This window comes from Streptomyces sp. NPDC047002, from assembly GCF_040704505.1.
GTDB lineage: Bacteria > Actinomycetota > Actinomycetes > Streptomycetales > Streptomycetaceae > Streptomyces.
Genome location: NZ_JBEYWC010000022.1, coordinates 93109 through 118381 on the forward strand (window position 1 = coordinate 93109; position 25273 = coordinate 118381).

22 protein-coding genes are annotated in these 25273 nt (G+C 71.4%); 8 read left to right on the plus strand and 14 right to left on the minus strand.

Annotated features, from left to right (window positions below):
• The first annotated feature begins 14 nt into the window (after positions 1-14).
• Positions 15-800, plus strand: coding sequence for an AraC family transcriptional regulator (locus AB0910_RS20880; RefSeq protein WP_366746090.1), 786 nt, complete (start codon positions 15-17; stop codon positions 798-800).
• 69 nt (positions 801-869) lie between these two features.
• Here AB0910_RS20880 and AB0910_RS20885 read toward each other — a convergent pair whose 3' ends face one another.
• The 3 genes from AB0910_RS20885 to AB0910_RS20895 form a co-directional block, all read right to left on the minus strand.
• Positions 870-1523 carry a maleylpyruvate isomerase N-terminal domain-containing protein gene (locus tag AB0910_RS20885; RefSeq protein WP_366746091.1) on the minus strand — a complete coding sequence of 218 codons (654 nt, stop codon included), beginning with the start codon at positions 1521-1523 and terminating at the stop codon, positions 870-872.
• 58 nt (positions 1524-1581) lie between these two features.
• Entirely contained in the window at positions 1582-2643 is a 1062-nt protein-coding gene (locus AB0910_RS20890; RefSeq protein ID WP_366746092.1) for an SDR family NAD(P)-dependent oxidoreductase, read from the minus strand.
• Positions 2644-2804: 161 nt separating this feature from the next.
• Positions 2805-4181, minus strand: coding sequence for a carotenoid oxygenase family protein (locus AB0910_RS20895; protein ID WP_366746093.1), 1377 nt, complete (start codon positions 4179-4181; stop codon positions 2805-2807).
• A 60-nt stretch (positions 4182-4241) separates the two neighbouring features.
• On the opposite strand from AB0910_RS20895, the gene AB0910_RS20900 reads away from it, so the two are divergent.
• The gene (locus tag AB0910_RS20900) at positions 4242-4880 is read left to right on the plus strand and encodes a TetR/AcrR family transcriptional regulator (protein ID WP_366746094.1); all 639 of its coding nucleotides are present in this window, start codon (positions 4242-4244) and stop codon (positions 4878-4880) included.
• A gap of 202 nt (positions 4881-5082) precedes the next feature.
• Here the strand turns inward: AB0910_RS20900 and AB0910_RS20905 are convergent, their stop codons facing one another.
• From AB0910_RS20905 to AB0910_RS20940, 8 genes are all read right to left on the minus strand, one after another.
• Positions 5083-6051 (minus strand): hypothetical protein, encoded by a 969-nt coding sequence (locus tag AB0910_RS20905; RefSeq protein ID WP_366746095.1) that lies wholly within the window; start codon positions 6049-6051, stop codon positions 5083-5085.
• A 234-nt stretch (positions 6052-6285) separates the two neighbouring features.
• Positions 6286-7932, minus strand: coding sequence for an MFS transporter (locus AB0910_RS20910; RefSeq protein WP_366746096.1), 1647 nt, complete (start codon positions 7930-7932; stop codon positions 6286-6288).
• 247 nt (positions 7933-8179) lie between these two features.
• Positions 8180-9097, minus strand: a complete 918-nt coding sequence (locus AB0910_RS20915; protein ID WP_366746097.1) for a LysR substrate-binding domain-containing protein — start codon at positions 9095-9097, stop codon at positions 8180-8182.
• A gap of 342 nt (positions 9098-9439) precedes the next feature.
• Positions 9440-10306, minus strand: a complete 867-nt coding sequence (locus AB0910_RS20920) for an alpha/beta hydrolase (RefSeq protein ID WP_366746098.1) — start codon at positions 10304-10306, stop codon at positions 9440-9442.
• A gap of 68 nt (positions 10307-10374) precedes the next feature.
• Positions 10375-10785, minus strand: a complete 411-nt coding sequence (locus tag AB0910_RS20925) for a hypothetical protein (protein ID WP_366746099.1) — start codon at positions 10783-10785, stop codon at positions 10375-10377.
• A gap of 336 nt (positions 10786-11121) precedes the next feature.
• Positions 11122-12432: an MFS transporter gene (locus AB0910_RS20930; RefSeq protein WP_366746100.1), complete on the minus strand. Its 1311-nt coding sequence runs from the start codon at positions 12430-12432 to the stop codon at positions 11122-11124.
• Between the two features lie 66 nt (positions 12433-12498).
• Positions 12499-13890: an FAD-linked oxidase C-terminal domain-containing protein gene (locus AB0910_RS20935; RefSeq protein ID WP_366746101.1), complete on the minus strand. Its 1392-nt coding sequence runs from the start codon at positions 13888-13890 to the stop codon at positions 12499-12501.
• A gap of 37 nt (positions 13891-13927) precedes the next feature.
• A complete protein-coding gene (locus AB0910_RS20940; RefSeq protein WP_366746102.1) occupies positions 13928-14836 on the minus strand; it encodes a dihydrodipicolinate synthase family protein in 909 nt (302 codons plus the stop codon).
• 78 nt (positions 14837-14914) lie between these two features.
• On the opposite strand from AB0910_RS20940, the gene AB0910_RS20945 reads away from it, so the two are divergent.
• From AB0910_RS20945 to AB0910_RS20955, 3 genes are all read left to right on the plus strand, one after another.
• Positions 14915-15640 carry a GntR family transcriptional regulator gene (locus tag AB0910_RS20945; protein WP_366746103.1) on the plus strand — a complete coding sequence of 242 codons (726 nt, stop codon included), beginning with the start codon at positions 14915-14917 and terminating at the stop codon, positions 15638-15640.
• 292 nt (positions 15641-15932) lie between these two features.
• Entirely contained in the window at positions 15933-16634 is a 702-nt protein-coding gene (locus AB0910_RS20950; protein ID WP_366746104.1) for a hypothetical protein, read from the plus strand.
• A 187-nt stretch (positions 16635-16821) separates the two neighbouring features.
• A complete protein-coding gene (locus AB0910_RS20955; protein WP_366746105.1) occupies positions 16822-17820 on the plus strand; it encodes a LacI family DNA-binding transcriptional regulator in 999 nt (332 codons plus the stop codon).
• A 170-nt stretch (positions 17821-17990) separates the two neighbouring features.
• Here AB0910_RS20955 and AB0910_RS20960 read toward each other — a convergent pair whose 3' ends face one another.
• Together AB0910_RS20960 and AB0910_RS20965 are read right to left on the minus strand one after the other, a co-directional pair.
• Complete coding sequence (locus tag AB0910_RS20960) at positions 17991-19376, minus strand: FAD-dependent oxidoreductase (protein ID WP_366746106.1); 1386 nt, start codon at positions 19374-19376, stop codon at positions 17991-17993.
• Between the two features lie 11 nt (positions 19377-19387).
• Positions 19388-20719, minus strand: coding sequence for an MFS transporter (locus tag AB0910_RS20965; RefSeq protein ID WP_366746107.1), 1332 nt, complete (start codon positions 20717-20719; stop codon positions 19388-19390).
• A gap of 443 nt (positions 20720-21162) precedes the next feature.
• Between AB0910_RS20965 and AB0910_RS20970 the strand changes: the two genes are divergently transcribed.
• The 3 genes from AB0910_RS20970 to AB0910_RS20980 all read left to right on the plus strand — a co-directional run bounded on the left by AB0910_RS20970 (position 21163) and on the right by AB0910_RS20980 (position 23820).
• Positions 21163-22056, plus strand: coding sequence for a dihydrodipicolinate synthase family protein (locus tag AB0910_RS20970; RefSeq protein ID WP_366746108.1), 894 nt, complete (start codon positions 21163-21165; stop codon positions 22054-22056).
• Positions 22057-22219: 163 nt separating this feature from the next.
• Positions 22220-23224, plus strand: coding sequence for a dihydroxyacetone kinase subunit DhaK (locus AB0910_RS20975; RefSeq protein ID WP_366746109.1), 1005 nt, complete (start codon positions 22220-22222; stop codon positions 23222-23224).
• On the plus strand, positions 23224-23820 hold the full coding sequence (locus tag AB0910_RS20980; protein WP_366746110.1) for a DAK2 domain-containing protein: 597 nt from the start codon (positions 23224-23226) through the stop codon (positions 23818-23820). Before AB0910_RS20975 ends, AB0910_RS20980 begins: the two co-directional genes overlap by 1 nt.
• Before the next feature lie 22 nt (positions 23821-23842).
• Here AB0910_RS20980 and AB0910_RS20985 read toward each other — a convergent pair whose 3' ends face one another.
• The gene (locus AB0910_RS20985) at positions 23843-25111 is read right to left on the minus strand and encodes an IS701 family transposase (RefSeq protein WP_366746116.1); all 1269 of its coding nucleotides are present in this window, start codon (positions 25109-25111) and stop codon (positions 23843-23845) included.
• Between the last annotated feature and the right edge of the window lie 162 nt (positions 25112-25273).

Here is a 25273-nt window from a genome sequence, read left to right on the forward strand (position 1 = left end):
AGCGGGGAGTTTCCATGCACGGCGCAGCAGGAACAGCGGTCAAACGGACCATAGACATCATGTGGAGTCGCTATCCGGAGCCCCTCTGCCTGGAGGAACTGGCGGGTGCGGCGCTGTTCAGCAAGTTCTACTACTCACGTGTGTTCCGCAATCTGACCGGGACCTCGCCGGGGCGTTTCCTCAGTGCCGTACGGCTCTTCATGGCGAAGCGGCACCTGCTGGACACCCGGTCGAGCGTCACCGAGATCTCCTACGACGTCGGCTACAACAGCCTGGGCACCTTCACCAGCCGTTTCACCCGCAGTGTCGGCATCTCGCCGGCCCGCTACCGCTTCCTGGCGGACTACGGCATGCCGCCCATCACCCCGTTCGGCCAGCAGGGGTGCCCGGCCGGTGGCCAGGCGACTCTGAGCGGTCTGCTCACGGTGCCGACCGGCTACGGACCGGTGCGTATCTACGTCGGGGCCTTCAACTCCCCGATCGTGGAGGGCCAGCCGCAGTCCTGCGACGTACTCAACGGCTCAGGCCGCTTCCGCCTCAGCGTCCCGGACGGCGACTGGTTCATCCGGGCCGCCGCGGTCCCGGCCGATGCGATGAAGCACACCCCGTTACCCGGCTCGCGGATCCGTACGCCTCCCTTGATCGGCATGTCCCGGCCGATGCAGGTTTCGGGCGGGCGCGGCCACACCACTCTCGACCTCCAACTGCGCCGGTTCGGTGCCTTCGATCTGCCCATCCTGCTCGCCCTGCCGGAACTCGACGGCGGTGGCCGCGCGGCCCTCATGCAGGCGGCGACATGAGGCCGGCGGCGGGGAAGAACCGCGGTCCGGGCGGCGCTCGCCCTACGAGCGCCGCCCGGACCACGGCGGTCACGGGCGGGCCGTCCCGGGTGGGAAGAACGGCCCCCAGGTGAAGGCGGGAAGCCAGGGCTCCGGGGCCCGGCTCCACGCCATGGCGGAGATCTGCGCATGGCTGCGCCGCCCGCAGAGTGCACGCAGTAGCTCGTAGTGGCCCCCGCTCCAGGTGACGCCTGGTTCGCCCTGACCGGCGACCCAGGCGTCGACCGGGGACTTGATGGTGACGGCGGCGAGCCCATGGCGCCCGAGGCTGGCGCCGAGCCCACCCACCACGACGCGGAAGGCGCTCCCGAAGCCCGGGTGGCCGACGGGTGGCGCGATGCCGAGAGCCTCGCGGATGTCGCACTCGTGGGTGACGGCGTCCATGACGGCGCGGCCGTCGGTGCCGGCCGTGCCCGCGCCGAGCTCTCTCTCGACGGGAGCCGCGGCCTCGGCCCAGGCGGTGAGCAGCTTCCCGGTGTCGTCGGCGGGCCGGCCGGTACCGGGCAGCCCGCCGAAGCGGCCGCAGACATCGACGAGATGCGCGACCACGTCCCGCACGCTCCAGCCGGGGCAGCAGGGCACGGGAGCGTCAGCGGCTCCGGGGCACTCGGTCAGCCAACCGGTGACGTTCTCCCGTACGCTGCGGTAGCCCCGTGCCAAGGCGGCAGATCCGGTGGTGGACAAAGGCGTCTCCTTGTCTGACGGTGTGTGTCGTGGTGCGCCGTCCCGCGACGACAGCGGGTCACTGCCCGGGGCCCGGCACGGTGGCGCGACCCGGTGCCCTGGCGGCCGACGCGGCACCCGCCTGCCGGGCCGTCAGGTGCCCCGCGGCGTGCAGCCAGCGCACGGTGTCGGTGAAGGTCTCGTCCGTGGGTCGCGCGGGGACGCCACCGCCCGCTGCCCACGGTGCGATCCGGGCCCGGGACACGCACGCGTACACCGCGCCGTAGGACGGCGGCAGGCGCCACGGCAGGATCCGCTGTACCACGTCGGTGACGCGCCCGACCGGCAGCAGGGCGCGCCCGGGCAGCACCACCGAAGGCAGTCGCCGGCCCGTCACCCGGCGCACGGCCGCCACGTACTGGCGTGTCGTCAGGTAGCGTCCGGGACCGAAAAGGCGGCTGGTGCCGGGCGGGGGACCGGTGAGTGCGAGGGTGTGCAGAGCGGCGGTGTCGCGGACGTCGCCGACCGGGAAGCCGCCGGCCGGCCAGAGCGGCATCAGGCCCCGCAGGGTGTCCAGCAGGCGGGTGGTCTGGTCTCCGAGGCGCGGATCGCACGGGCCCAGCAGGGCGGGGGGCAGGCTGATGACGATCGGCGCACCCCTTTCCCGCAGGGCGAGCGCCACTTCCTCGGCCTCGGCCTTGGTGCGCATGTAGACATCGCGCGGCCTGCCGACGGGGGAGCGCTCGTCCAGGAGGCCGCCGCCGGAGGGCAGCAGCGAGGCGAAGCTGGAGACGTGCACGATGCGCCCGGCGCCGGCCCGGGCCGCGGCGCCGAGCACCACCTCGGTGCCCCGGACGTTCACGGCACGCATCTCGTCGGCTCGGCGGCTGTCGAAGGAGTAGACGGACGCGGCGTGCAGCACCGCGTCCGTGCCGGCGACGGCCGACTTGACGGCCGCCTCGTCCCGGACGTCCCCGGCGACGCTGTCGACCGCTGCCGGATCGACGCCCAGGGGCGCGAGTGCCCGTGGCACCGTGTCCGGGTCCCGCGCCAGCAGCCGTACCCGGCAGCCGGCCCTGACCAGTGCGGCGGTCGAGTGCGCTCCGACGAATCCGGTGCCGCCCGTCACGCAGACCAGCACAGGACCACCTCCTCCGCGGTCGGCGCGGCCGGCCGGCCGGCGCTGTCGTCCCATCGTGACGGCGGGTGTGCGGAAGAGGCTTCTCCGGTTTTGCCTGTCCGGCCCGACAGCGGCCCGTACAGGCCGGGGCGGCACGGAGCGTGTGTGGCGTCGGTACGGGTTCACGCGGTGGCCGTCCAGGCCGCGCCGAGGCCGTGCGGGACGCGTGCCGGCAGCGGTACCACGGCCGCGGGAGGACCTGTGAAGTCCGCGTTGTCGACGACGTGCAGTGCGCTGCGGTCGGTGGTGTCGTCGTGCACGAGGGTGAGCAGCCAGCCGTCGCCCTCGTCGGCGCAGGCGGTGCGTGGCACGAAAACGGGCACCCCGGCCTGCTCCCGGGGGGCGAACGAGTGGGTGTCGAGGCGTCCAGTGGTCAGGTCGTGGCGCAGCAGCCGGGGCCCGCCGAGTGCGGCGCCGACGCCCTCGTCCATGCCCACCGTCCAGACGTACCGGTGTGGCCCGCCGAGGTAGCGGTCGTCGATCGCCGGGAACTCCTCGGGCCCGTCGGAGAGTTGCTCCTCGGCCACCCGACCGGCGGACCGGTCGACGATCCAGCGCCAGAGGGAGGGCCGGGACTCGCCCGGGTGCAGCGGATCCAGGTCGAAGGCGCGCTCGTGGCGGATCACGTCCACGACGATCCTCCGGCCGCTCTCGTACGCGTTGACGGGGTGGAAGACGAAGCAGGGGTCGACCTCGGTCCACAGCACCTCCGCGTCGCCGCCGTCACGCGGCAGCACCCCGAGGCGGGCGCCGTGGCCACTGTCCCAGGCGTACGGCACCCGGGAGCCGCCGGCCGCCGCCCGCTCGCTGTAGACGACCGGCAGGTCGAAGAGGATCACGTGCCGGTCGGTCAGCCCCAGCCCGTGCATCAGGGGGCTGCCCTTGACCCCGAGCCGCTCGGACTTCACGACCCGGTCGGCGGGGTCGATCACCAGGTACGTGACGTGCTCCTGGCCGGTGCGGTGCGCGAGGGCGTGCAGCTCGCCGGTGAGCGGGTCGGTGACGGGGCGTGAGCAGAGGCCGTCGGGTACGGCGCCGTCGAAGTCGATGCGGGCGACGGTGCGCAGGTCCGGACCGATCTGGTGGGGCAGGACACCGCCGTCCCCGAGGGCCAGGAGCCGGCCCGCATGCTCGACGAGGCCCGCGTTCGCATTGTCCGACAGCCCGTGCCGGGGGCCCGGTGTGGGGAGTTCGCCGAGTGCGGCCGTGACGCGGTCGGTCCGTAACCAGCGGTTGCGGTACCAGGGGGCGTGGCCGTCCCCGAGCCGTAACCCGTGGAGCATGGCGTCGCCCGCGAACTGGTGGTCCTGGGCCGGGTCGTACGCGCCCAGAGCATTGGGACCGACCACGGCGAAGAGGCCGTCGAGCTCCCGCGGAAGCGTGCCGAGCACCGGCAGGCCGCCCGCCGCGGCCTCTTCGGCAATCGGAATGTAGGCACTGGTCCACAGGTGCGACAGGGTGTTGCTGCGGCGGGTGCCCATGGCCCTCCACCTCTCCATACCATTGTTATATAACACCGTTGTTGAAGAGGGTGGCAGCCCCGTGGCATGCTGTCAAGCGTGAGCCCGCGCCCGGTAGACCCGCATCTCGGCGAGCACCTCATCGAGGCCGCGGCCCGGCTGCTCGCCGAAGAGGGCCCACAGGCGCTTTCGACCCGCAGGCTCGCCGCCGCGGTGGGCACGTCGACCATGGCGGTCTACACCCGTTTCGGTGGCAAGGAGGACCTCGTACGGGCCATGGTCCGTGAGGGTTTCCGGCTGCTGGAGCGGCGGATGGGGGCGGTCGGCGAGAGCGACGACCCCGTGGGCGACGTGGTCCGGCTGGGCCGCGCCTACCGGGACAACGCGCAGGAGCACCGCAATCTGTACGGCGTGATGTTCGGCGGCCAGGGTCTGGACTTCGCGCTGAGCGACGAGGACCGGCAGTACGGGCGCTACACGCTCACGAGCGTCGTCGACGCGGTGGAGCGGGCCATGGCGGCGGGGCGCTTCAGGGCGGGCGACCCCCACCTGGTGGCCAATCAGATGTGGATCGGCCTCCACGGCCTGGTCGCCCTCGAACTCGGAGGGTATCTGGTCCCGCCCTACGACGCGGACGTCTGCTTCGAGGCGCAGGTCCTCGGCATGCTCGTCGCCGCTGGGGACTCCCCGGGTGAGGCCGCCGCCTCCATGAGGCACGGCCGCGAGCGGACGAAGTGAGCGACGGGTGTGCCTGCTGGGTGTGTCCGGGCGAGCGCAGGGCTGAGGCGGGAGGCCGCTGCGCGGTCATCCGCCCCAGGGCGCCGGCGATCGGCCGCCGGCGCCGCAGCGCCGCACCGCGTGCCCGTGCGGGGCGGGCCGCACGGCATGGCCCCGCGCCGCTCGGCGGGTGGTGCCGAGCGGCGCGGGGCCGGAGGCGGCGTCATGCGCTCCAGGGTGCGTCGGGCCACCAGATGTACCCCAGTCGCCCGAGAACCCGAAGCTCCCAGTACGCCAGCGTGAACACGCCGGCGACGAGGAACGCCGACGCGGTCACCGTCGCGATGCGCCCCGGCTTCCCGGCCATCCACGCCCCGAGCCGCCCTCCGGTCCCGTACGACAAGATCAGGAAAAGCAGGAACATGACAATGATGTTGCCGAGTGACTGAAGGCAGAACGCCACCGCGCCGTAGAGGGGGTCGTGCGTCTCGGCCGCATGCCGGAAGAGGTTCCGGAACAGCGGGTAAGGCCGCCCCACCAGGAACCCTCCCATCAGGGCGCCCATGAGGATCAGCGGCGCGTGCCGAAAGCGCCGGGCGACCCGCGCCAGCGGGTCCTGCACCACCCCGGCCGCGGCGAGTCCGAGCACGACCATCGCCACCCCGACAAGACCGAAGGCCACCATCGACTGGACGGTCCGAGGGGTGAGCCCGCTCGCGCTCGCCGTGGAGAACTGCGGCATCGACGTGCCGACGAGGCCCACCACGACGCCGTAGGCGGCCGACACCGGGAACATCCCGGCCGACACCCAGCCGAGCGGCTTGACGGTACCCAGGAACCTCTCGCGCCTGCCGGCCGAGCCGCCGACGAGCGGCCCCACCGCACCGAAGGCCGCGATGTTGCACGCCGTGAACGATCCGGCGAGGCCCGAGACGAAGGCGAAGAGGATGCCGGACAGCACGCTGCCGATGGGCGCCGTCGGATCGTGGCCGAGTACACCTCGGGCAGTGGTCACGCCGATCTGGTCGTCGACGAGGTCGGCCGACCATGCGTAGGCGACGAACAGGCCGGCCACGACGGCGGCCAGCACCAACGGCCAGCGGTGCCGCGGGAAGTCACCGCTGACGAAGAGGGAGGGCCCCGGGGACCGGACGGCGGTTGCCGCGTCCCTCGGGAGCCGGACGTCGGACATGGATGGAGCCTCCTTGGCCGGTTGCGTTACGGGTACGGGCGAAGACCGGTGGGTGTTCTCGGCCCGCCACCCCTGTGTGCACGGCCGCAGGAGGACCGGGTGAGGCGGGCCCGCCCGGGACGTCGGCGGCATGGCGTGCGCTCGGGGCGTGTCCGGCGCCGCGACGGGGGACGAGCGCGGCGCCGGACACGCGTGTGAGGGCCGCCGGCGCCTGCGCGTCGGGAGCGGCGGGGGTCATGGCGAGGCGGACTTCTCGGCCGCCATCAGGACGTCGTTGATCTCTTCCAGGTTCCGTCGCCGGGTCTCCGGACCCACCCACAGGAACACCACGGCCGCGAGGAGCAGCGGAACCGCGCCGATCCAGGCGGTCGTGGCGATGGACGGGACCTGAGCCGCGGCCACGGCCAGCGCCAGGATCAGCACTCCTCCGGCCTTGGTCATGCCTGCGGTGAGTCCGGCGCCGCGGGCTCTGACGAGCGTCGGGTAGATCTCGGTGGCGTACCCGGCGACCACCGCCACCACCGAGCTGCTGCCCGCGAGCGGCACCACCAGCAGCAGCGCGAGCAGGGTGTGGTGGTGCGCCAGCGAATCGCCTGCGACCGGGAACGCCAGCAGGCCGGCACCGGTGAGGGAGGAGACGGTGATGAGCGTCTTGCGGCTGCCCAGCTTTCCGTACATCCAGGCGCACAGCACGGTCAGGGGAAGGCCGATCACCGCGGCGTTGCGCGTGACGTAGTCGGAACCCGCGGCCGTGTATCCGAGGCTGCGCAGATTGGTCGGTATCCACTGCTGGAAGCCGTACGTCACCAGTCCGATGCCGATGCCGAGCACGGCGACCGCCAGTGTGGGGCCGCGCAGCCGGCCGCGGAAGAGGGCGAGGTAGCCGCCGGGGTCGCGGGTGGCCGCGTCGTGCCGCGTGGCCTCCTGCTCGTCGGTGTCCACGACGGCGGCGCCGTAGCCGGCCAGCACCTCCTGGGCCTCGCGGTGGTGGCCGGTGGCGAGCAGGAAACGGGGGGATTCGGGGATCCAGCGGTTGAGGGAGAGCAGCAGAAGCCCGGTGGGCAGGCCGATCAGCCAGAGGATGCGCCAACTGAACGTGGGCGTGAGCGCTGCGGAAAGCCAGCTCGTGAGGACGTACGCGACCGCGATGTCACCGCCGATCAGCACCATCAGCCAGCCGCGGTGCCGGGCCGGAACGGTTTCGGCGAGCAGGGCGTAGGCGATCGGCAGCATGCCGCCCGCACCGAGGCCCATCACGAAGCACATGGCCAGGTTCCAGGTGAACTCGGGCATGGCGCCGCAGATCGACGATGACGTGAAGACCATGCCGGCGACCAGGATCGACGCGCGGCGGCCGATGCGATCCCCGAACCAGCCCCACAGCCAGGAGCCCAGTACGGTGCCGGTGATACCGCACAGCGGCAGCCAGGACACCGGGAGGCCGCCGTGCGGATCGGCCGGGGACTTCAGGCCGTACTCCGCGGCGACGCCGGGGGCGACGAAGGAGAGCGCGGTCGGCTTCATCACGTCGATGGTCACCGCGACCATCAGCACCAGCACGAGCAACACGTGCCGTCTGGTGATCGGGGCCTCGTCCAGGGCACGGACCCGGAGCCGGGACACGGCGGAGCCGATCTCGCCGCTGCGCCGTGGCAGCACGGCATACACGGTGGCGGCCAGCCCGATGACGATCAGGGCCATGCCGGTCAGCATGGGCGCGTCCGGGGGCATGCCGCGCATGGCGTAGTGCATGGGGCGGGCTTGTATGTACATGGGCAGATGGAGGAGGACACCCGCGGTGCAGGCGGCCGCGCCGAGCCAGAAGACCAGCGGGTGCCCCAGCATCCGGGGCCGTGCGGTCCCGGGCTGCTTTACTGCCATGGTCTCTCCCGCGTGGGTCGCTCCTCGGCGTTGTGCCGACATGGTTGCGGGGCGACCACGCTCACGTCTTCTCCTGCCTTGCCCCCTGTCTGCCCGGCCCGCCCCGCGCGCCGTCCGGTCGTACGCAGCCGCTGTGGGGACTCGACGCCCTCGCGGGTGGTGCCGGGCCGGGCCGAACACTCATGGGAGCTGCCGTCAGGTACGCCGCGGGCGGTCCTGATGACCGACGACAACCTATGGCGCGACGTCAGTGCTTCGAGAAGCGAGACCGGTGCGCCGTGCGGGCACCGAGGACGTCTCGGGCCGCCGCGACGAGATCGTTCACCAGAGGCGCGGCCGCGTCCCGCCGCCATGCCAGCACGACGGTACTGCCGGACAGGTCGTCGACAGGAACGAAGGCGAGCCCGGGGCGCGCGTAGTACCTCTGCGAGGACGATTGCGTGAAGGCGACACCCCGGCCCGTCAGCACGGCTTCCAGGCATTCGTCGACCGTCGACACCTCGGCTCCCACGCGGACCGCGTGTCCGTCCCGGTGGTCGACGCCGAGCCAGAAGTCACGCCACTCCTGGGGGGCACGTCGCGCGACGAACGCCTCGTCGAGCACCATCTCCACGGTGACGGCGGGGCGTTGGGCGAGCGGGTGGCGCTCCGACAGGATGAGAACCCGCTCCTCGTGGAGGAGGGGGAAGCAGTCGACGTGGGCGTCGGGCCGCAGGGGCGGCCGGACGAAAGCGGCGTCGACATCTCCGGACGCGAGCCCCGCCAGCGGATCGGCGAAGGCGTACTGGCGCATGCGGACATCGACATCCGGGTGCCGGCGGCTGAACTCATCGAGAACCGCGGGCGTGAGCTCTGCTGCCGCGTTCGCGACGAAGCCGATGTCGAGACGGCCCGAGCCGCGGGTGACGCTGCGCGCCACGGCCATGGTGTGATCCGCCGCGGCGAGTGTTCTGCGGGCCTCTTCGAGGATGGCCTCACCGGCCGATGTCAGTTCCACATGCCTGCTGTCCCGCAGGAACACGTCGACGCCGAGGAGCCGTTCAAGCTTGCGAATCTGAACGCTGAGAGCGGGCTGCGATATATGCAGCTTGTCGGCCGCCCGCCCAAAGTGCAGGTCTTCGGCAACGGCGACGAAGTACCTCAGAGAACGCAGCTCCAACTCCATGAGCCGGATCCTACCTCCGTGGAACCCGGCGGCCAGGTGCGTGTATCTCCCGCTGGGCACAGCGGATTGGCGAAAGACACCGGGCGCAGGACCTGCCGCCCTTCCGTGCACAGCGCCTGGCATATCCCTGAATTGCTCACCGCCCGGGAATCGACGGGACGGAGGAGCGGACCACTTCGCCAGGGAAATTCCGTTCCGGCCTCCGGTGGGAACGGAAAGGCGGGCACGGACGGAGCGAACCGAGGGGGCGGCGGCCCGCCGCGAGAAGCGGCGGGCCGCCACCGCCCGGCCGCGCCCGGCCCAGGACGGCCCGGTCAGGTGTGCCGCAGGGCCGGGAGACGGTCAGGCGGCGGAGCCCTTCACCGCCTGGAGTCGCTCAAGGGCCTCCAACAGGTGGACGCGGAAGCGGGCGTGGTTCTCGCTCATCGGGAAGTGGCCGATCTCGGGCATGTTGATGAACGACCCGTTCGTGATCTCGGACGCGGTCCTCGCGCTGTCCTCGGGAGTGGTGAGGTAGTCGTACTCTCCCGTCATTATGACCACGGGGCAGCGCGTACCGTCGATCTCGCCCAGCCGGCCCCGCAGATCGTGGTCGACGGAGTAGAAGTGCAGATCGCCCTTGAACGCCTCCGAGCCCTGGGAGTAGTAGAACCAGGTCTTCCACCGGTCCGACTCGGGCGACTGCGGGGCCATGAGGTCCCAGGTGCCGCTCGCGCACACCTGCGCGGCGTTCGCGTGCGGGTGCTGCCACCAGTCCAGGTAGAAGCCGGGAGAGTAGTCGGCGCCCTCCACGGAGAGCACCCCCGCGAACCGCTCCGGGTGGCGCAGCGCCAGTTGCAGAGCGACGTTGCCGCCGAACGAGGAGCCCATGAAGATGGGGTCGTCGAGCTCCAGGGCGTCGCAGAGCGCCACGATGAAGTGGACGAAGTGGTCCGCGGTGAGCTTGTACTCCTCCTTCCACCACTCCGTGTTCTCCGGCGGGTCCGACTTGCCGTGGCGGGGGAGGTCGTAGGCGATCACGCGGTAGTTCGCGGTGATCTCCTCGTCCTCAAGGAGCCCGCGCCACTGGTGGTTGTGGCAGCCGGCCGTGTGCTGCGCGACGAGGGGCTGCCCGGTGCCGTTCTCGAGGTAGAAGACCCTGTATTCGAGGCCGTCCACCTCGATGGTGACGTAGCGTCCTGTGACGGGGGAGATCTTGCTGTTGCTCATGTTTGTGCTTCCTTCCGGCTGGGCGAGGCCCGTGGCGGGCCGAGGTCGGTCCGTGTGGTCCTGTGGGGTCAGACCGGGGAACCGATGACGCGCAGCAGCTCGATCTGCCGGGTGATGCAGCGCAGGTTCTGCATCAGGACGAGCACGTCGCCTTCGAGGCGCATGTCGCGCTGGAAGGAAGCGGCCCAGATACCGTGGTACATCGGTGCGGGAACCTCGGCCCCGAAACCGCGCCACGTCTCGGCACTGGCCCGGATCGCGAACTGGTAGGGCTCGTCGAGGGGGCCCGGGTCGACGGCGACATTCGTCACTGTGCCCGACTCCGACTTGATGACGTAACTCCGCTCGCCCGCGTCGAGAAGCCATGAGCACGTGAAGTACTTTCCGTGTGCCTGGATCTCCGGGTCCGCATTGCTCGCGTCGGTGAAGGCGGTCGCCCATTCTTCAGCGGACGGGGCAGTCGTAGGCGCCGTTGTCATACGACACTTCCTCTCATCTCGACCTCGTGAACCCACCTGCCTCACCCGGCTGACGAACCTGTGGCAGGGCGGCGCCGAGTGCGGTCATTCGCTGGTGACCCGGGGTGGGCAGCACCAGCAAATCCCTGATCCGGCCGGCCGTCCAATATCAGACACTCTCCGATCAATAACTCAACGCTATTGATCGGCCGAACGGCCGCACCGGCGCCGCGTATCCGACGGACGGCGCGGAGTCGGTGATGAAGGCGTGGCCGATGCCGTGGTTGCCCAGAACGACGGAGTGGCCCCTGGTGCAGGCGAGCACGGCGGGGGCCGGGGGCCGGGGCCGCGCCCGCCTCACACGGCGTCGGGATCGAGACGTTCGACCTTGTCGATGAGGACCAGGTAGGCGAAGAAGCCGACCAGCGCGAGCGCACCGACGAACAACAGGGCGCCGTTGAAGGAACCGGTGGCGTCGAGGATGACACCGACCACCAGGGGTACGACGGCGCCGCCGAGGTTGGTGAAGAGGCCGAACACGCCTCCGGAGAGGCCGAGCATCTTCACGGGCACGACCTCGGAGGCGAGTGTCCACCCGATCGCGGTCATGCCCTGGGCGAAGAACGCGAAGGACATGACTGCGACGACCCATGCGGGCCGTGAGGTGTAGTTGCCCAGGATGATCGAGACGGAGCCGACGAACCCGATCATCATGGGGAGTTTGCGCGCCATGGTGCGCGACATGCCGCGGCGCAGCAGGAAGTCGGAGAGCGTGCCACTGAACAACACCCCCACCAGCGCGGCCAGATAGGGCAGCGATGCAAGGAAGCCGGCCTTGACGAAGGCCATGCCCTTGGCCTCGACCAGGTAGCTGGGGAACCAGGTGAGGAAGAACCACATCACGCCGTTGGTGCAGAACTGGGCGAGGTACATGCCCCACAGGCGGCGGCGGCTCAGCAGATAGCGCAGGTCGGCCCAGCCGGCCTTGTGCGCGATGTGCCGGCCGGTGTTCGTGTCGGCGGTCAGGGCCCTCTCCGCGTCGTTGACGCGCGGGTGGTCGGTGGGGCGGCCCTTGGCGAATCGGAACCACACGAACGACACGAGTATGCCGGCGATGCCGGTGAGCAGGAAGATCGAGTGCCACCCGTAGGAGGCGGTCAGCCAGGTCAGCAGCGGAAGGGCCGTGACGAGGCCGATGTACATGCCGCCGTTGTAGACGGCGGTGGCCCGCGCCCGCTCACGCGACGGGAACCACGAGGTGACCATCTTGTTGTTGGCGGCGAAGCCGGGGGCCTCGGCGACACCGAGACCGACGCGCAGCCCGAAGAGCGCGGTGAAACTGCGGGCAGCAGCGAGGAAGCAGGTGGCGATGGACCACAGCAGGATCGCGAAGCCATAGGTGATCTTCGCGCCGTACCGGTCGAGCAGCCAGCCGCCCGGCACCTGGCAGACGACGTAGGCCCAGGAGAACGCGGACAGGAGGAGCCCTTGTTCGGTGCCGCTGAGCCCGAACTCCTCCTTCATCTTGGGCAGGGCCACGGAGAGGTTGGTGCGGTCGAGGTAGTTGACGGCCGTGACGACGAGAATCAGTCCGAGCATGCGCCAGCGGACGTTCGTCGGCCGGGTCGATGTCTTCGGGGACGAGGTGGCGGGGGACAGGGATGCCATCGTGGGCTCCTGGTGTGCGGCTCTGGGGATCGGACATGCCGGACGGCCGGGGCTCGGACGTCGGAATCAGAAGTGGTCGAGCACCTTGCCGGGATTGAGGATGCGCCCGGGATCGAGAGCCGCCTTGACGGACCGGTGGACGTCGAGACCCACTGGCCCCAGCTCGCGTTCCAGCCAGTGGCGTTTGAGCACTCCCACTCCGTGCTCCCCGGAGATGGTGCCCCCGAGGGCCAGCCCCAGGGCCATGACCTCGTCGAATGCCTGCTGTACGGCGGTGACCTGGCGTGTGTCGGTCCTGTCGTAGACCATCGTGGGATGCATGTTTCCGTCACCCGCATGTCCCGTGCAGGCGATGGTGACATCGAGCCGACGCGAGATCTCCTGCACCCCGACGACCAGTTCGCGCAGTCTGCTGCGCGGGACGCAGGTGTCCTCGGAGAGGGTGGTGCCCTCGTGTTCGAGCGCGGTGCCGACGGCCCTGCGCGCGGCGAGGAAGAGCCTGCTCTCCTCGGGGCCCTCGGCGATCAGCACGTCGCCGCCCCGGCCCTCGGCGGCCCTCTCGAAGCGGGCGAGCACCCGGTCCGCGTGCGCCGCGTCGTCCGACTGGAGGATCAGCAGGGCTCCGGTGCCCGGCGGGAAGCCGTAGTCGCGGTGCCGGCCGATGGCGTCGAGCGAGACGGAGTCCACCAGTTCGAGCAGGGAGGGCCGTGCGCTTCCCCGCATCACCTCGGTGACCGTCTCGCAGGCGGCCGCGATGTCGGAGAAGAACGCGATGGCGGTGCGCGGCGCCTCGGCGGCGGGCAGCAGCGCGGTGACGATTTTCGTGATGACGCCCAGCGTCCCCTCCGACCCCACGAAGAGACGGGTCAGGTCGTAGCCCGCGACGCCCTTCGCCGTGGTGCGGCCGGTGTCCAGGACCCGGCCGTCGGCGAGGACGACTTCGAGGCCGCGTATCCAGTCGGCCGTCACGCCGTACTTCACGCAGCACAGGCCGCCTGCGTTGGTGGCCGCGTTGCCGCCGAGGGTGGCCATCTCGTACGAGGCGGGGTCGGGCGGGTAGTAGAGGCCGTGCTCGGCCACGGCCCGGCCGAACTCGGCGTTGAGCACGCCGGGTTCGACCGTGGCCGTCTGGTTCTCCACGTCGATGCCAAGGATCGCGGTCATCTTCTCCGTGGACAGCAGGACGCAGCCGTCGACCGCGTTGGCTCCGCCGGACAGGCCGCTGCGGGCACCCTGCGGTACGACGGGGATCCCTTCGGCCGAGGCGAACCGCAGCACCGCCGCGACCTGTTCCGTGGTCCGCGGCCGTACCAGGGCCATCGGTCTGCCCGCGGAGCAGGACGACGCGTGGTCGGTGCTGTGGGCGAGCAGTACGTCGGGGTCGGTGGTGAGCACCCCGTCAGGCAGCAGTTGGGCAAGCGCCTGTGCCGCATACCCCACCGGTTCCGTGCTTGTCACGATCGCTCCTTTGCGATGGTGTCCGCCGCGGCGCGGGTCAGCGGCCCGCGGTGAGCAGCCCTGCCCGGTCGAGCGCACGGGCGATGCGGTCGCTCACCTCGGGCGTGACCGGGCTGACAGGGCGGCGGGGCAGGCCGCCGTCGCGACCCTGGAGGCGCAGCGCCTCCTTGATGGTGGCCGGCTGGTTGGGGCCGTCGATGGCGCGCCAGATCGGCAGGATGCTCTCGTGCAGTTCGCGCGCCTTGGCGAGGTCGCCGCGCTGCACGGCATCCCAGAGCGCGGTGCTGAGGTGCGGCGTGACCGTCGGGATGGCGGCGAGGGCGCCCTGCGCGCCGAGGACGAACGCCGGGTAGTGCAGGTCGTCCACGGCCGCGAGTACCGCGATCCGGTCGGAGACGAGGGTGATCAGGTCGGCGAGCTTGTGCATGTCCCCGCCGGACTGCTTGATGCCGATGACATGCGGCAGATCGGCGAGGCGGGAGACGACCTCGGGCCGGATGAGGGCCCACGGCACGACGTTGTAGATGATGACGGGCAGGCCCACGGCCTCCCCGATCTCCTGGTAGTACTCGACGGTCGAGTCGTCCGTGGGGTCCCACAGGTAGTGCACGGGCGTGATCTGGAGTGCCGCGACGCCGGTGTCCTTCAGCGCGCGCCCGTACTCGACGACGGTGTGGGTGGAGTTCTGGATGATCCCGCCGATCACGGGTATGCGGCCCGCCACCTCGTCCACGACGGCACGGCACACCCGCGCGCTCTCCTCGGCGGTGAGCGTGTTGCCCTCGCCCGTGGTGCCGCAGGCGCAGAGGGCCGTGATGTCCGCCTCCAGCAGACAGCGCACCTCTTCGCGGAGCTTCTCCTCGACGATCTCGCCCCGCTCGTCGAACGGGGTGACGACCGTCGCGATGATGCCGTGGAGCGAAGGACCGGGTGTGGTGTGTGTCATGCGAGCCCTCCATCAGAAATCTGAAATGTCACACACCAGATTTAGCAGGTGCTCACAGTCTGTGCAAGAATCGTGGACGTGGCAGACAGACCCGCGACCATCGTCACCGACTCGCTGTCAGAGCAGGCGTACCGGCTGCTGCGGGACAAGATCGTGCGCGGCGACCTGCGCCAGGGGCAGCGTCTGGACCTCACCGCGCTGAGCCAGGAGGCCGGAGTCTCCCGCACCCCCATCCGAGGAGCCCTGGCCCGCCTCGAGGCCGACCAGTTGGTGCTCACCCGGCCGCGTTCCGGCACGTTCGTCGCCGTCATCACCGAGCGGGACATCGACGAGGTGTGCGGGATGCGGCAGGCCATCGAGTGGTTCGCTACCTACGAGGCCACGTCGCGGATGCCGGACGAGGTGAAGGAAGATCTCCGCCGTGAGATCGAGGAGGCCGACCGCGCCATGGAGCGGGGCGACTTCGAGCCCTTCTTCCACTCGGACATGAACCTCCACCGCACCATCATCCGCTACAGCGGCAACACCCGCATGATGGCCGTCCGCGACAGCCTTGAGGCGTACCTGGAGTGGCTGCGCATCGCCGGCGCCTCCGGGACCCACCGCACCGGCGCCGCCGCGGCCCGGCACCACGAGATCGTGGACGCCATGCTCGCGGGGGACGCGGAGCGCGCCCAGAACCTCGCGTCCCTGCACGTCAGCGAGGTGCGGGCCTGGACGCTCGCGGACTTCCGCGAACTCGGCCTCGGGGCCCCCGACGGCGCCGGGCCCACAGCCCTGCCGCAGCCCGCGGGCGCGGGCTGACACTCCGGCCTGGGCTCTACCGACGTCTTGACGGGCAGTCAGGCGTTTTGCACAGGCGTGATGTGCCGCGGTGCGGTGACGTGAGCGGGGCGATCCCACCCGGCGGCCACCTTCCGGTGCACCGGCTGAGGTCGGTGCGGCACGGTCGTGGCCTCCAACAGGCGGAGCGCGGTGCATTGGCCGTAAAGGTGGCGGGATCGTGTGGTACGGCCTCCGGAGGACGGCGGTTACCTTTTCACCAGCCGCCCCCACCGCTGCTACGTCCTCACCCGGACGAGTCGGAGGTACTGTCGTGCCGGACCCGTACACCGCTGACTTCCTGGCGAACCCGTTGGCCTGTCTCGGCGCGAACGCCGGCGTGCTGAACCTCCAGGGGGCCGACCCGTCCACCGGTCGGCCGGCGGTGCGAGCCGCCGCCTCCGTAGGCGCACCGGTTCCTGGAGGCACCGCCTTCACCCAGTCCGCGGGAGTGTTCCCCCGCGTCAACGTGTACCCCGTTCCCACACCGCGGCTGCCCGGCCAACCGGTGCAGGCGATCACCCTTGAGGCCGCGAACGTCGACCAGCGAGTGCGCTACCTGCCGGATGCCCCCAACGCGCTGACCCAGATGGCTCTGGACCCCGCAGCGGAATGGGTCTTCACCGGGCCTCTGTCGGGGTGTCATGTCTACGTGGCCACGGTGGCAGGCGCCACCGTGCTCTACCACGTCAACGACAACACGTCAGCGGACGATATTCCGGCCAACAAGCGGATCAAGGACCGCAGGCTGAAGAACGTCCTGCCCGCGGGTGCTCTGCCTACCCACCGGTTGATCTGGTGGCACTACCGCAGCGTCGACGCTCCGTTCGAGGCGTTCGCTTTTGGGCGGAGAGTGGGCGGCAACTGGCGTTTCTGGTACCACCGCGTGCTGCTCGCCGGAGCAGAATCCGCCCACGTGACCGCAGAACTCCCCCCATTCCACCCCGGGCTGGCGCCGTACTGGGGCGGTCTGTGACCTGAGGGGCTCCGGCCCCGATCTCCGGCAAGCCGTCTTCGGCCTCGTCGGGGCGCGCGCGTGCGGTGCCGCGCGTGCGAACATCGTCGACGCGTCCCGTACGCGGAATCCGTCCCGGTCGAGGGACGGATCCGGCGAACGGACGGCGCCCGGAACTCGCCAGTGGGAGGGCGGTCGAATGGTCGGAGTGCGGGACGTCGCACGGGTCGCGGGTGTGTCCACGGCGACCGTCGTCCGCGTCGTCAAGGGGGACGCCCGGGTGTCCCCCTCCACACGGGCGTCCGTGCAGGCGGTCATCGAGCAGCTGGGCTACGTGCCCAACGCCGCCGCGCGCGCCCTCACCTCGGGACGCAGCCGCATGCTCGGGCTCCTGGTGCCCAACATCCAGAACCCGTTCAACTCCTCGGTGGCCGAGTCCATGCAGCACGCGCTGCTCGCTCACGGCTACCACCTCGTCATCAGCTCGGTGGCGGGCGACGGGGACCCGCGCAGGCACCTCGTCTCGGCGGCGGCCGACGGCACGCTGGCCGGCATCGCGATGACGAGCGTGCGGCCCGACATCGATCTGCTGCGGCTGGTGTCGCGAAGGCTCGCCGCGGTCTTCATCGACCAGCGGCCGGGCATCGACGGCGTCGACATCGTCCGCACCAACAACCGCGAGGTCACGTTCGACGCCGTCAGCGAGCTCATCCGCGCCGGCCACCGCAGGATCGCGCTGGTGGGCGGTCCTGAGGCGTTCGACACCGCGCGCGAGCGCCGGACCGGCTACGCTGACGCCCTCACCGCGTCCGGGATCGCCTTCGACCCCGGACTCGTCGTCGAGGGAGCCAGCGACGAACGGGGCGGGAAGGCCGCGACGGCGGTGGTGCTCGGGCGCAGTGAGCCGCCCACGGCGGTGTTCGCCTACAACGGCCGGGTCGCCATCGGTGTGCTGGAGGCGACGCGCGCGGCGGGACTGCATGTCCCCGACGACCTCAGCCTGGTGGCGTTCGACGACGACCCGGCGTTCGAGGTGACGGATCCGCCGGTCACCGCCGTCCGCCAACCGACGCAGCACATGGGGGCGTTGGCGGCAGAGCTGCTCGTACGGCAGTTGGACGACCCGGAGCACACGCGGGGCGAGCACGTCGCCCCGTCGCAGCTCGTGCGCCGCAACTCCGTCGGCCCGCCGCGGTCCGCCGGCTGACGGCCTGGTGCGGCGCGGCGGGCGCCCGGGCCGCACGAGTCGTGTGGCCGCGGGTGTGCCGCGCGCCGGGCCTGACCGCACCTGGTCCCATGCCGTCGGCGCAGTGGACACCGCCGCGGTCCGCGTGATCGGCCGCCCCGACCGGCGTGCGACGGGTGGGGCGGCGGCGCTCAGGCGGTGGCCAGCGCGGCGGGCAGCCGCACGATCGCACCGCGCTCGGCGAGCCGGCCCCTCAGCGCTGTGACATCCAGTGCGTCCGGCCTGACGCCTGCCGTGGCGGCGCGGGCCGCCGCCACCCCCGCCGCCTCGCCGGTGACGAAGCAGGTGGCGGTGATCCGGAGCGATCCGTTGGCCTGGTGGTCGCTGGACACGCAGCGGCCCGCGACGAGCAGGTTCGGGGCGTCCGGGACGAGCAGGGCGCGGTACGGGATCTCGTAGCCGGCCCCGACCGCATCGGTGTGCGACAGGGTCGGGCTGTCGGCGGCGTGCACGTCGATGGGGAACGCGCCGCACCCGACCGCGTCGGCGAAGGCGGCACCGGCGCTCACCTCGGCCCCGGTGACGGTGTGCACCCCGCGCACCCGCCGGGACTCCCGCACCCCGACTCGGTCGGCCACCGCGGTGAGGTGGCAGTCCCGGAAGCCGGGCACGCGCTCGCGGAACCAGCGCACGAACTCCAGGACCTGCCCGCTGAGCTGGGCGTGGGCCTCGCCCCGCCAGCCCGGCGACGAGCCGTCCCCGACGGGCACACGGCTCACGTTGACCACCACCTCGCGCCGGGCCGGCCAGGCCGCCAGATGCATCTCGCGGCGCAACAGGCCGAGCAGCCCGTCGCGGTGGCCCTCGGCGAGCAGCCGGCCCAGCCCCCAGACGTTGGCGTGCTCGGCGGTGTCCGCGCCGACGACGCTGCCGGGCCTGAGTTCTTCCGGGTGCTCGCGCAGATACCCGAACAGCGCGGGGACGTCCACACAACCGAGCTTGAAGAGGAGGGACACCGGCTGCGTCGCCGCCGTGTCCCGCTGCATCGGCACGCCGGCCAGCTCGGCGACCGCCGCGTCCCCCGACGCGTCGACGACGGCGCGGGCCCTTACCGTACGGGCCCCCTCCGGGGTCTGCACGGCGACCTCGGCGACCTCGCCCCGCGCCCCGCGGGCGACTTTGGCAACCACCGCCTGCAACCACACCGAGGCCCTGGCCTCCGACAGCATCATGGACTGGGTCAGCGCCAGTTCGGCATGGTCGACGGGGGTGCGGCCGGCGGTGTAGCCCACGTCGTCGCGGACATGCCCCGGCGATCCGCCGTTCGCCTTCAGCCGGTCGACCAGGCGCTGGGCCCAGCCGCCGACGACCTGCGCGCCGGTGACGCTGTGGAACCCCGCCGAGTGCTCCAGGTACTGCCAGGCCAGGGTGCCGCCGACGGAACCCGACGCCTCGACGAGCAGTGTGCGCGCGCCCTCCTCGGCCGCGGCACAGGCGGCGGCCACACCGGCCGACCCTCCACCTGCCACGAGAACGTCCACGTCGGTGTCGCGGGAAGGGATGACACTCTCGGGCACGGTGCGACTCCTCACAGGGGAAGGCGGCGCTTGACCAGGCCGCCGTACATCACGCAGGTGACCAGCAGCAGGGCGGCCGCGACGATCAGCGCGGGGGTGAAGCCGCCGAACCGGTCGACGATCACACCGGTCGCCACCGGCGCGAAGGCGCCCCCGAGGAAGCCGGCGAAGTTCTGGATGCTGCCGACCGAGCCGACCAGGCGGTCGGTGGTCACCACGTCGGCGGCGAGCGCCCAGTAGGAGGCCGTGGTGAGGCTGTAGGTGAACATACCGACGCACAGCAGTGTGACGGCGGTGACCGGCCCGTCGCTGAACGCCGTGGCGACCAGGGCGAGTCCGGTGAGCAGGGCGCCGCCGACGATGGTGTAACGCCGGGCGTGCATCGCGAGCACGCCGCGCTTCACCAGCGCGTCGGAGATGCGTCCGCCGAGCAGCGCGGCGACACCGCCCGCGATGTAGGGGAGCGCCGAGACCAGGCCGGCCGAGGTGACCGAGAAGTGCTGAGCCGACTCCAGGTAGCTGGGCAGCCAGGTGATGTAGAACCAGAACACGTATTGCAGGCAGAACGCGCCGAGCATCATGCCCCACACCGTGGGGTACCGGAAGACCCGCAGCCAGTCCCGGCCCACGGACTCGTTCCTCTTGGCGCGCACCTCGGCCTGCCGGCGGTCGACCCCGATGTACTCACGCTCCTCGGGGCTGAGCCGCGGGTGCTTCTCGGGCGCGCGGTAGACCGCCACCCAGCCGATCACACCGATGACGCCGAACAATCCGACGATGAGGAACATCAGCCCCCAGCCGAGCGCCAGCATCAGCGCCGTCGCGATCGGCGGCGCGATGGCGAGGCCCACCTGGGTCGCCGCGATGTAGACGCTGGTGGCCCGGGCCTTCTCGTGCTCGGGGAACCACTCGCTTGTGGCCTTGAGCGCGCCCGGGAACAGCGGGGCCTCCGAGACGCCGAGGACCACGCGCAGACCGAGGAAGACGCCCACGCTGCGGGCGAGGCCGGTCGCGGCGCCCGCGATACTCCAGAGGCCGGCCGCGACCGCCACGATGATGCGCGGGCCCCACCGGTCGATCCCCCAGCCGACGGGCAGGTTCATGATCGCGTACGGCCAGACGAACGCCGAGAGGATCAGCCCCATCCGGGTGTCGGAGAAGCCGAGGTCCTTGCTGATCAGGGGCGCGGCGACCGACAGGTTCCCGCGGTCCAGGTAGCTGGTGATCGTCAGGATGGTGATCACGACGATCATCGCCCAGCGGAGGTTCTTGCCCTTCGGACGGGCCGGGGGCGCGTCAACCGTGACCAGGTCCGGGCCGTGGTCTCTGTCGTCCACTGACACGCTGTCACACCTCGATGTGTCGATAGCGGTCGGTGATTGTGGCTCAGGCAGGCCGACCTGGCACGTTGTCACCGGTTACATCGTCATGTGAACAGCCGCTGTGTGACGGTGTCAATACCCGGGGGGCGTCGGCGCGCGGCGCGCGTTCGGACGGCGTCCCCGCTGCGGCCGACGCAAGACTGCCGGAGCGGTTCGCTTGCACGCCGGAGGGCGACCCCACTGCATGCGGGTGGGGGCCCCCTCCCGCCGCAGACCCGCGCCCCACTCCGCGCGGGCGCGGGCGACCGCTCCGCCCGCCGACAGCCTTGACAGGGTGCACGGCGTCGGCCAGCCTGATGCATGTCACCGGTTACATTCGCGGCCGCTGCTGGGGTCGGCGTTCTGTGCGAGTGGTCCAGCCGCGACGAGACCGACGTCGGACGACCAGAGAGGTTCCCACGACGATGACGCTCGATCTTCATGGCATCATCCCCCCGCTCGTCAGCCCCTTCACCGCTGACGAGCAGCCCGACCTCGACGCGCTCCGCGCCGAGGTCCGGTACCACCTCGACCTCGGGGTGCACGGCCTGTGCGTCACCGGGAGCACGGGCGACGGCCAGATGCTCTCGGTGGAGGACTCGGTGGCGATCGCCGAGACCGCGGTGTGCGAGACCGCGGGGGAGGCCCCCGTGATCGCCGGCATCATCCAGGACAGCACCCGTGAGGTCGTCCGCTACGGGAAGGCCATCGCCAGGACCGGTGTCGACGCCCTCCAGGTCACCCCGGTCCACTACCTCTTCCAGCCCGACGAGGAGCGGACCGTCGAGTACTACCGGCGGATCACAGAAGAGACGGGCATGCCGGTCCTGATCTACAACGTCATCCCGTACGCGCTGATCCCCGCGACGACGGTGGCCCGGATCCTGGACGAGATCCCGAACGTCATCGGTGTGAAGCAGTCCGGCGGCAACATCCACCAGCTCGCCGACCTGCTGCACATGAACCCCTCCGGCGGAAAGGTGTTCACGGCCGTTGACGACCTGCTCTTCCCGAGCTACCTCATGGGCGCCCAGGGCGCCATCTCCGCGACCCTGACCGTCGTGCCCGAGCTGTGCCTGCGGCAGTGGGACGCGGTGCAGCGCGGGGACATCGCCGCCGCCCACGAGCTGCACAACAAGCAGCTGCCGGTCTGGCGCGCCATCGACGGGCCGAACATGACCGCCAGGATCAAGGCGGCCCTCGCGATGCAGGGCCGCAACGGAGGCCACAGCCTCTCCCCGCTGACCCCGGTCGGCGACGCCGAACGCGCGACGCTGCGGGCCGCGCTCACGGCCGCCGGCATCAAGCTCACCGGCTGAGACCCCGCGCGAGGGGTACGGCGCAGGTCCGCCCCTCGCGCGGAGGACCGGCCGGCCCTGGCCGGGGAGCCCCCGCCCGCCACGGTCCCGTGCCCGCTCGCCCCCGGATCCGGTCCGGCCCGCGGGTCCGCCGGGCGCCCTTCCCGATCGACGGAGAATCCTGATGCCCCTGCCCTTCCTTCCCTCCGACGGCGATCCGGTCCCGTCGGCGCTGCGCGGGTTCGCCCGTGCCCACGCCGACCTCGTCGAGCTGCACGACAGCCCGGCGTACGTCGTCGCGAAGCAACGCCACCCGGATCGCCGGGTCGGGCTGGTGTCCGGCGGCGGGTCGGGGCACGAGCCCCTGCACGGCGGTTTCCTCGGGCGCGGCATGCTCGATGCCGTCGCCCCCGGGAAGGTGTTCGCCTCCCCGCACAACAGGCAGGTGCTGGAGGCGTCCCGGCGGGCGGCCGGGCCTGGTGGGGTGCTGCACATCGTGAAGAACTACACCGGCGACCGGATCAACTTCGGTATTGCGGCGGAACGGCTGCGGCTGGAGGGGATCGAGGTCCGCCGGGTGCTCGTCGACGACGACCTCGCGACCGACTCCTCGGAGACGGCCACCGGGCGGCGCGGGACCGGGGCGACCGTCGTCGTGGAGAAGCTGCTCGGCGGTGCTGCGGACAGCGGCCTCGGGGTGGACGAACTAGCCTTCCTGGGAGCGGAGTTCGCGGCGGCCTCGCGCAGTCTCGCGGTGGCCTCCCGGGCCCAGACCTCGACTCACACCGGCCGGCCCGCGTTCGCCCTCGACCCCGAGGAGCTGGAGTACGGGGTCGGCATCCACGGCGAGCGGGCGCAGAAGTCCATCGGGCGGCCGCCCACCGAGCAGTTGGTCGAGCGCATGCTCGACGAGCTGGCGGCCGGCCTGCCTGCGGGCCCCGACGACCTGGTCGTCGTGGTCAACGGCCTCGGCTCCACCACACTGCTGGAGCTCTACGGCCTGCACGACCTGGTGCTCGACGGCCTGGCCCGGCGCGGACTGCGCGTGTCCGACGCGCTCGTCGGGACGTACGTACCGGCCATGGACATGGCCGGATTCTCGCTGACCCTGACCCGGATGCGGCCCGAGTGGCTCGGCTTCTGGGCCGCCCCGGCCGTGACGCCGGCCCTGACCGTGAGGGAGAAGTGATGCTGGACCAGGAGGCGGTACTGCGAAGCTATGCACAGGCCGCTGACGAGGCGCACGCCGCGCTGACCGAACTCGACCAGCGCAGCGGCGACGGCGATTTCGGGGACAATCTGCGCGGCGGACTGCGCGACGCGGTGGCGCGCTTCGAGGAGGGCGGCGTGTCCCCCTTCGGGGCGCTCGGGGAGGTCTTCCTCGACGAGGTGGGCGGCACCAGCGGACCGCTGCTCGGCCTGCTGTTCACCGAGATCGCGCTCGCCCTGGACGACGGCAGGGGCCTCGGCGCCGGGGCGCGTGCCGGGCTGGAGGCGATCCAGCGGGTCGGCGAGGCCCGGGTCGGGGACCGCACCATGGTCGACGCTCTGGCTCCCGCCGTCGACGCGTTCGCGACCGGCTCCTTGACCGAGGCGGCCCGTGCGGCGAAGGCGGGCGCCGACGGGACCGCCGCCCTGCGAGCCCGGATGGGCAGGGCCAGCTATGTCGGCGAACGCGCGAAGGGTGAGCCCGACCCCGGAGCGGTCGGCATCGCCCTGTTCTTCTGGGCGGCGGCGACGACCGCCCACCCCGGCACGGCACTCGACCACCCGCTGGCCGCCTAGTACTCCAGTGCGGTTTCGTGTCCTATCCAGCAGGTTCGTCGGTGGACCGCCGTTTGTAGTGGCTGCGTCGGGCTGTTGCCTGGTGGCGTCTGCGCCAGATCGACCAGTGCAGCAGTCTGGCTGCGGTCATGGCCGGCGGGGTGAAGACGGCGGCGAGTAGGTGGCGGATCTCCGGGACGGTCAAGGGGATCGGGTCGTTGCTGCAGGCCGGATAGCGCCGGTTGGCGGGCCGGCCGGGGGCCGTGTCGGCGGCGACGGCGGTCAGGAAGGCCAGGGCGAACATGGCGAGCGTGATGTGCCGGTGCCATGAGGTCCAGTGCCTGACCTGGTAGTGGTCGAGACCGACCTGGCTCTTGGCGGCCTGGAAGCACTCCTCGATGCTCCAGCGGATACCGGCGACGCGGACCAGTTCGGCCAGCGCCACCGTGGTGGGTGACCAGCAGAGGTAGAAGGCCAGTTCGCCGGTGGCCCGGTTGCGGCGGGTCAGCAAGTGGTGGTGGCTGTCGCTACCGATGTGGACCCAGGTCCAGTCGTAGTGGCGCGGTCCCTTCGCGCCGTGGCCGGCGCTGTGCCGCTGCCAGGCCGTGGCGGGCAGGCGGCTGGCGACGGTGTCCGCGCGGACAGGGGTGCGGCCGCCGTTGATCGTCACCCGGGTGGAGCGGGCGACGGCCAGAACGTAGCCGATGGCGCGTGTTTCCAGGACAGTCCGCAGGTGGGGGTCCTGGCCGTAGGCTTCGTCGCCGGTCACCCAGGAGGCGGTGATGCCGGCCTCCAGCGCGGCGGTGATCATCTGTCCGGCCAGGCAGGGCTTTGTCGCGAACTGCACAGCCTCGGGTATCCCGGCCGTGGTGCGGCGTTCGGGGTCGTTGGACCAGGAGTGTTCGGGGAGGTAGAGACGCCGGTCGATCAAGGCCCGTCCCCGGCCGCCGGCCAGGGCGAGGAACACGTCGACCTGGGCGTTCTCGATGCGTCCCGCGGTGCCGGTGTACTGGCGCTGAACTCCCGCCGAGGCCCGTCCCTTCTTCAGGAAGCCGGTTTCGTCGACGACGAGGACGCTGCCGTCGGTGCCGAGATGTTCGGCGGCATAAGCACGCAGGTCGTCGCGGACCGCATCGGCGTCCCAGCGGGCGTAACGCAGCAGTCGTTGCAGCGGTCCGGACCGCGTATGCCCCGCTTGTTCGGCCAGCTGCCAGCAGTTCTTCCGCTCGGTGCCCGACAACAGTCCGAGCAGGTAGGAGCGGGCCGAGGCGCGGGGCTCAACTCGGCCGAACCTGCCCGCGATCCGGTCCATGACCTGATCGAACATTGCCCGCCAGCGGGCAGGGTCTATGCTATGGCCCGCGGCCACCGCACGATCTTCAGGAGTCCACACAACCCCCGATGATCACGCGGTGGCCGTACCCGTTCCCAGCCGGGTCCGCGACAAGATCGCGAAGTCAGACTGGAGTACTAG

Bases quoted from the DNA above. Each gene is read 5' to 3' on its own strand.
- AB0910_RS20880 (WP_366746090.1), top strand. From the start codon at position 15: ATGCACGGCGCAGCAGGAACAGCGGTCAAACGGACCATAGACATCATG.
- AB0910_RS20895 (WP_366746093.1), bottom strand. From the start codon at position 4,181: ATGGAGAGGTGGAGGGCCATGGGCACCCGCCGCAGCAACACCCTGTCG.
- AB0910_RS20905 (WP_366746095.1), bottom strand. From the start codon at position 6,051: ATGTCCGACGTCCGGCTCCCGAGGGACGCGGCAACCGCCGTCCGGTCC.
- AB0910_RS20910 (WP_366746096.1), bottom strand. From the start codon at position 7,932: ATGGCAGTAAAGCAGCCCGGGACCGCACGGCCCCGGATGCTGGGGCAC.
- AB0910_RS20915 (WP_366746097.1), bottom strand. From the start codon at position 9,097: ATGGAGTTGGAGCTGCGTTCTCTGAGGTACTTCGTCGCCGTTGCCGAA.
- AB0910_RS20920 (WP_366746098.1), bottom strand. From the start codon at position 10,306: ATGAGCAACAGCAAGATCTCCCCCGTCACAGGACGCTACGTCACCATC.
- AB0910_RS20925 (WP_366746099.1), bottom strand. From the start codon at position 10,785: ATGACAACGGCGCCTACGACTGCCCCGTCCGCTGAAGAATGGGCGACC.
- AB0910_RS20930 (WP_366746100.1), bottom strand. From the start codon at position 12,432: ATGGCATCCCTGTCCCCCGCCACCTCGTCCCCGAAGACATCGACCCGG.
- AB0910_RS20940 (WP_366746102.1), bottom strand. From the start codon at position 14,836: ATGACACACACCACACCCGGTCCTTCGCTCCACGGCATCATCGCGACG.
- AB0910_RS20970 (WP_366746108.1), top strand. From the start codon at position 21,163: ATGACGCTCGATCTTCATGGCATCATCCCCCCGCTCGTCAGCCCCTTC.
- AB0910_RS20975 (WP_366746109.1), top strand. From the start codon at position 22,220: ATGCCCCTGCCCTTCCTTCCCTCCGACGGCGATCCGGTCCCGTCGGCG.
- AB0910_RS20980 (WP_366746110.1), top strand. From the start codon at position 23,224: ATGCTGGACCAGGAGGCGGTACTGCGAAGCTATGCACAGGCCGCTGAC.
- AB0910_RS20985 (WP_366746116.1), bottom strand. From the start codon at position 25,111: ATGGACCGGATCGCGGGCAGGTTCGGCCGAGTTGAGCCCCGCGCCTCG.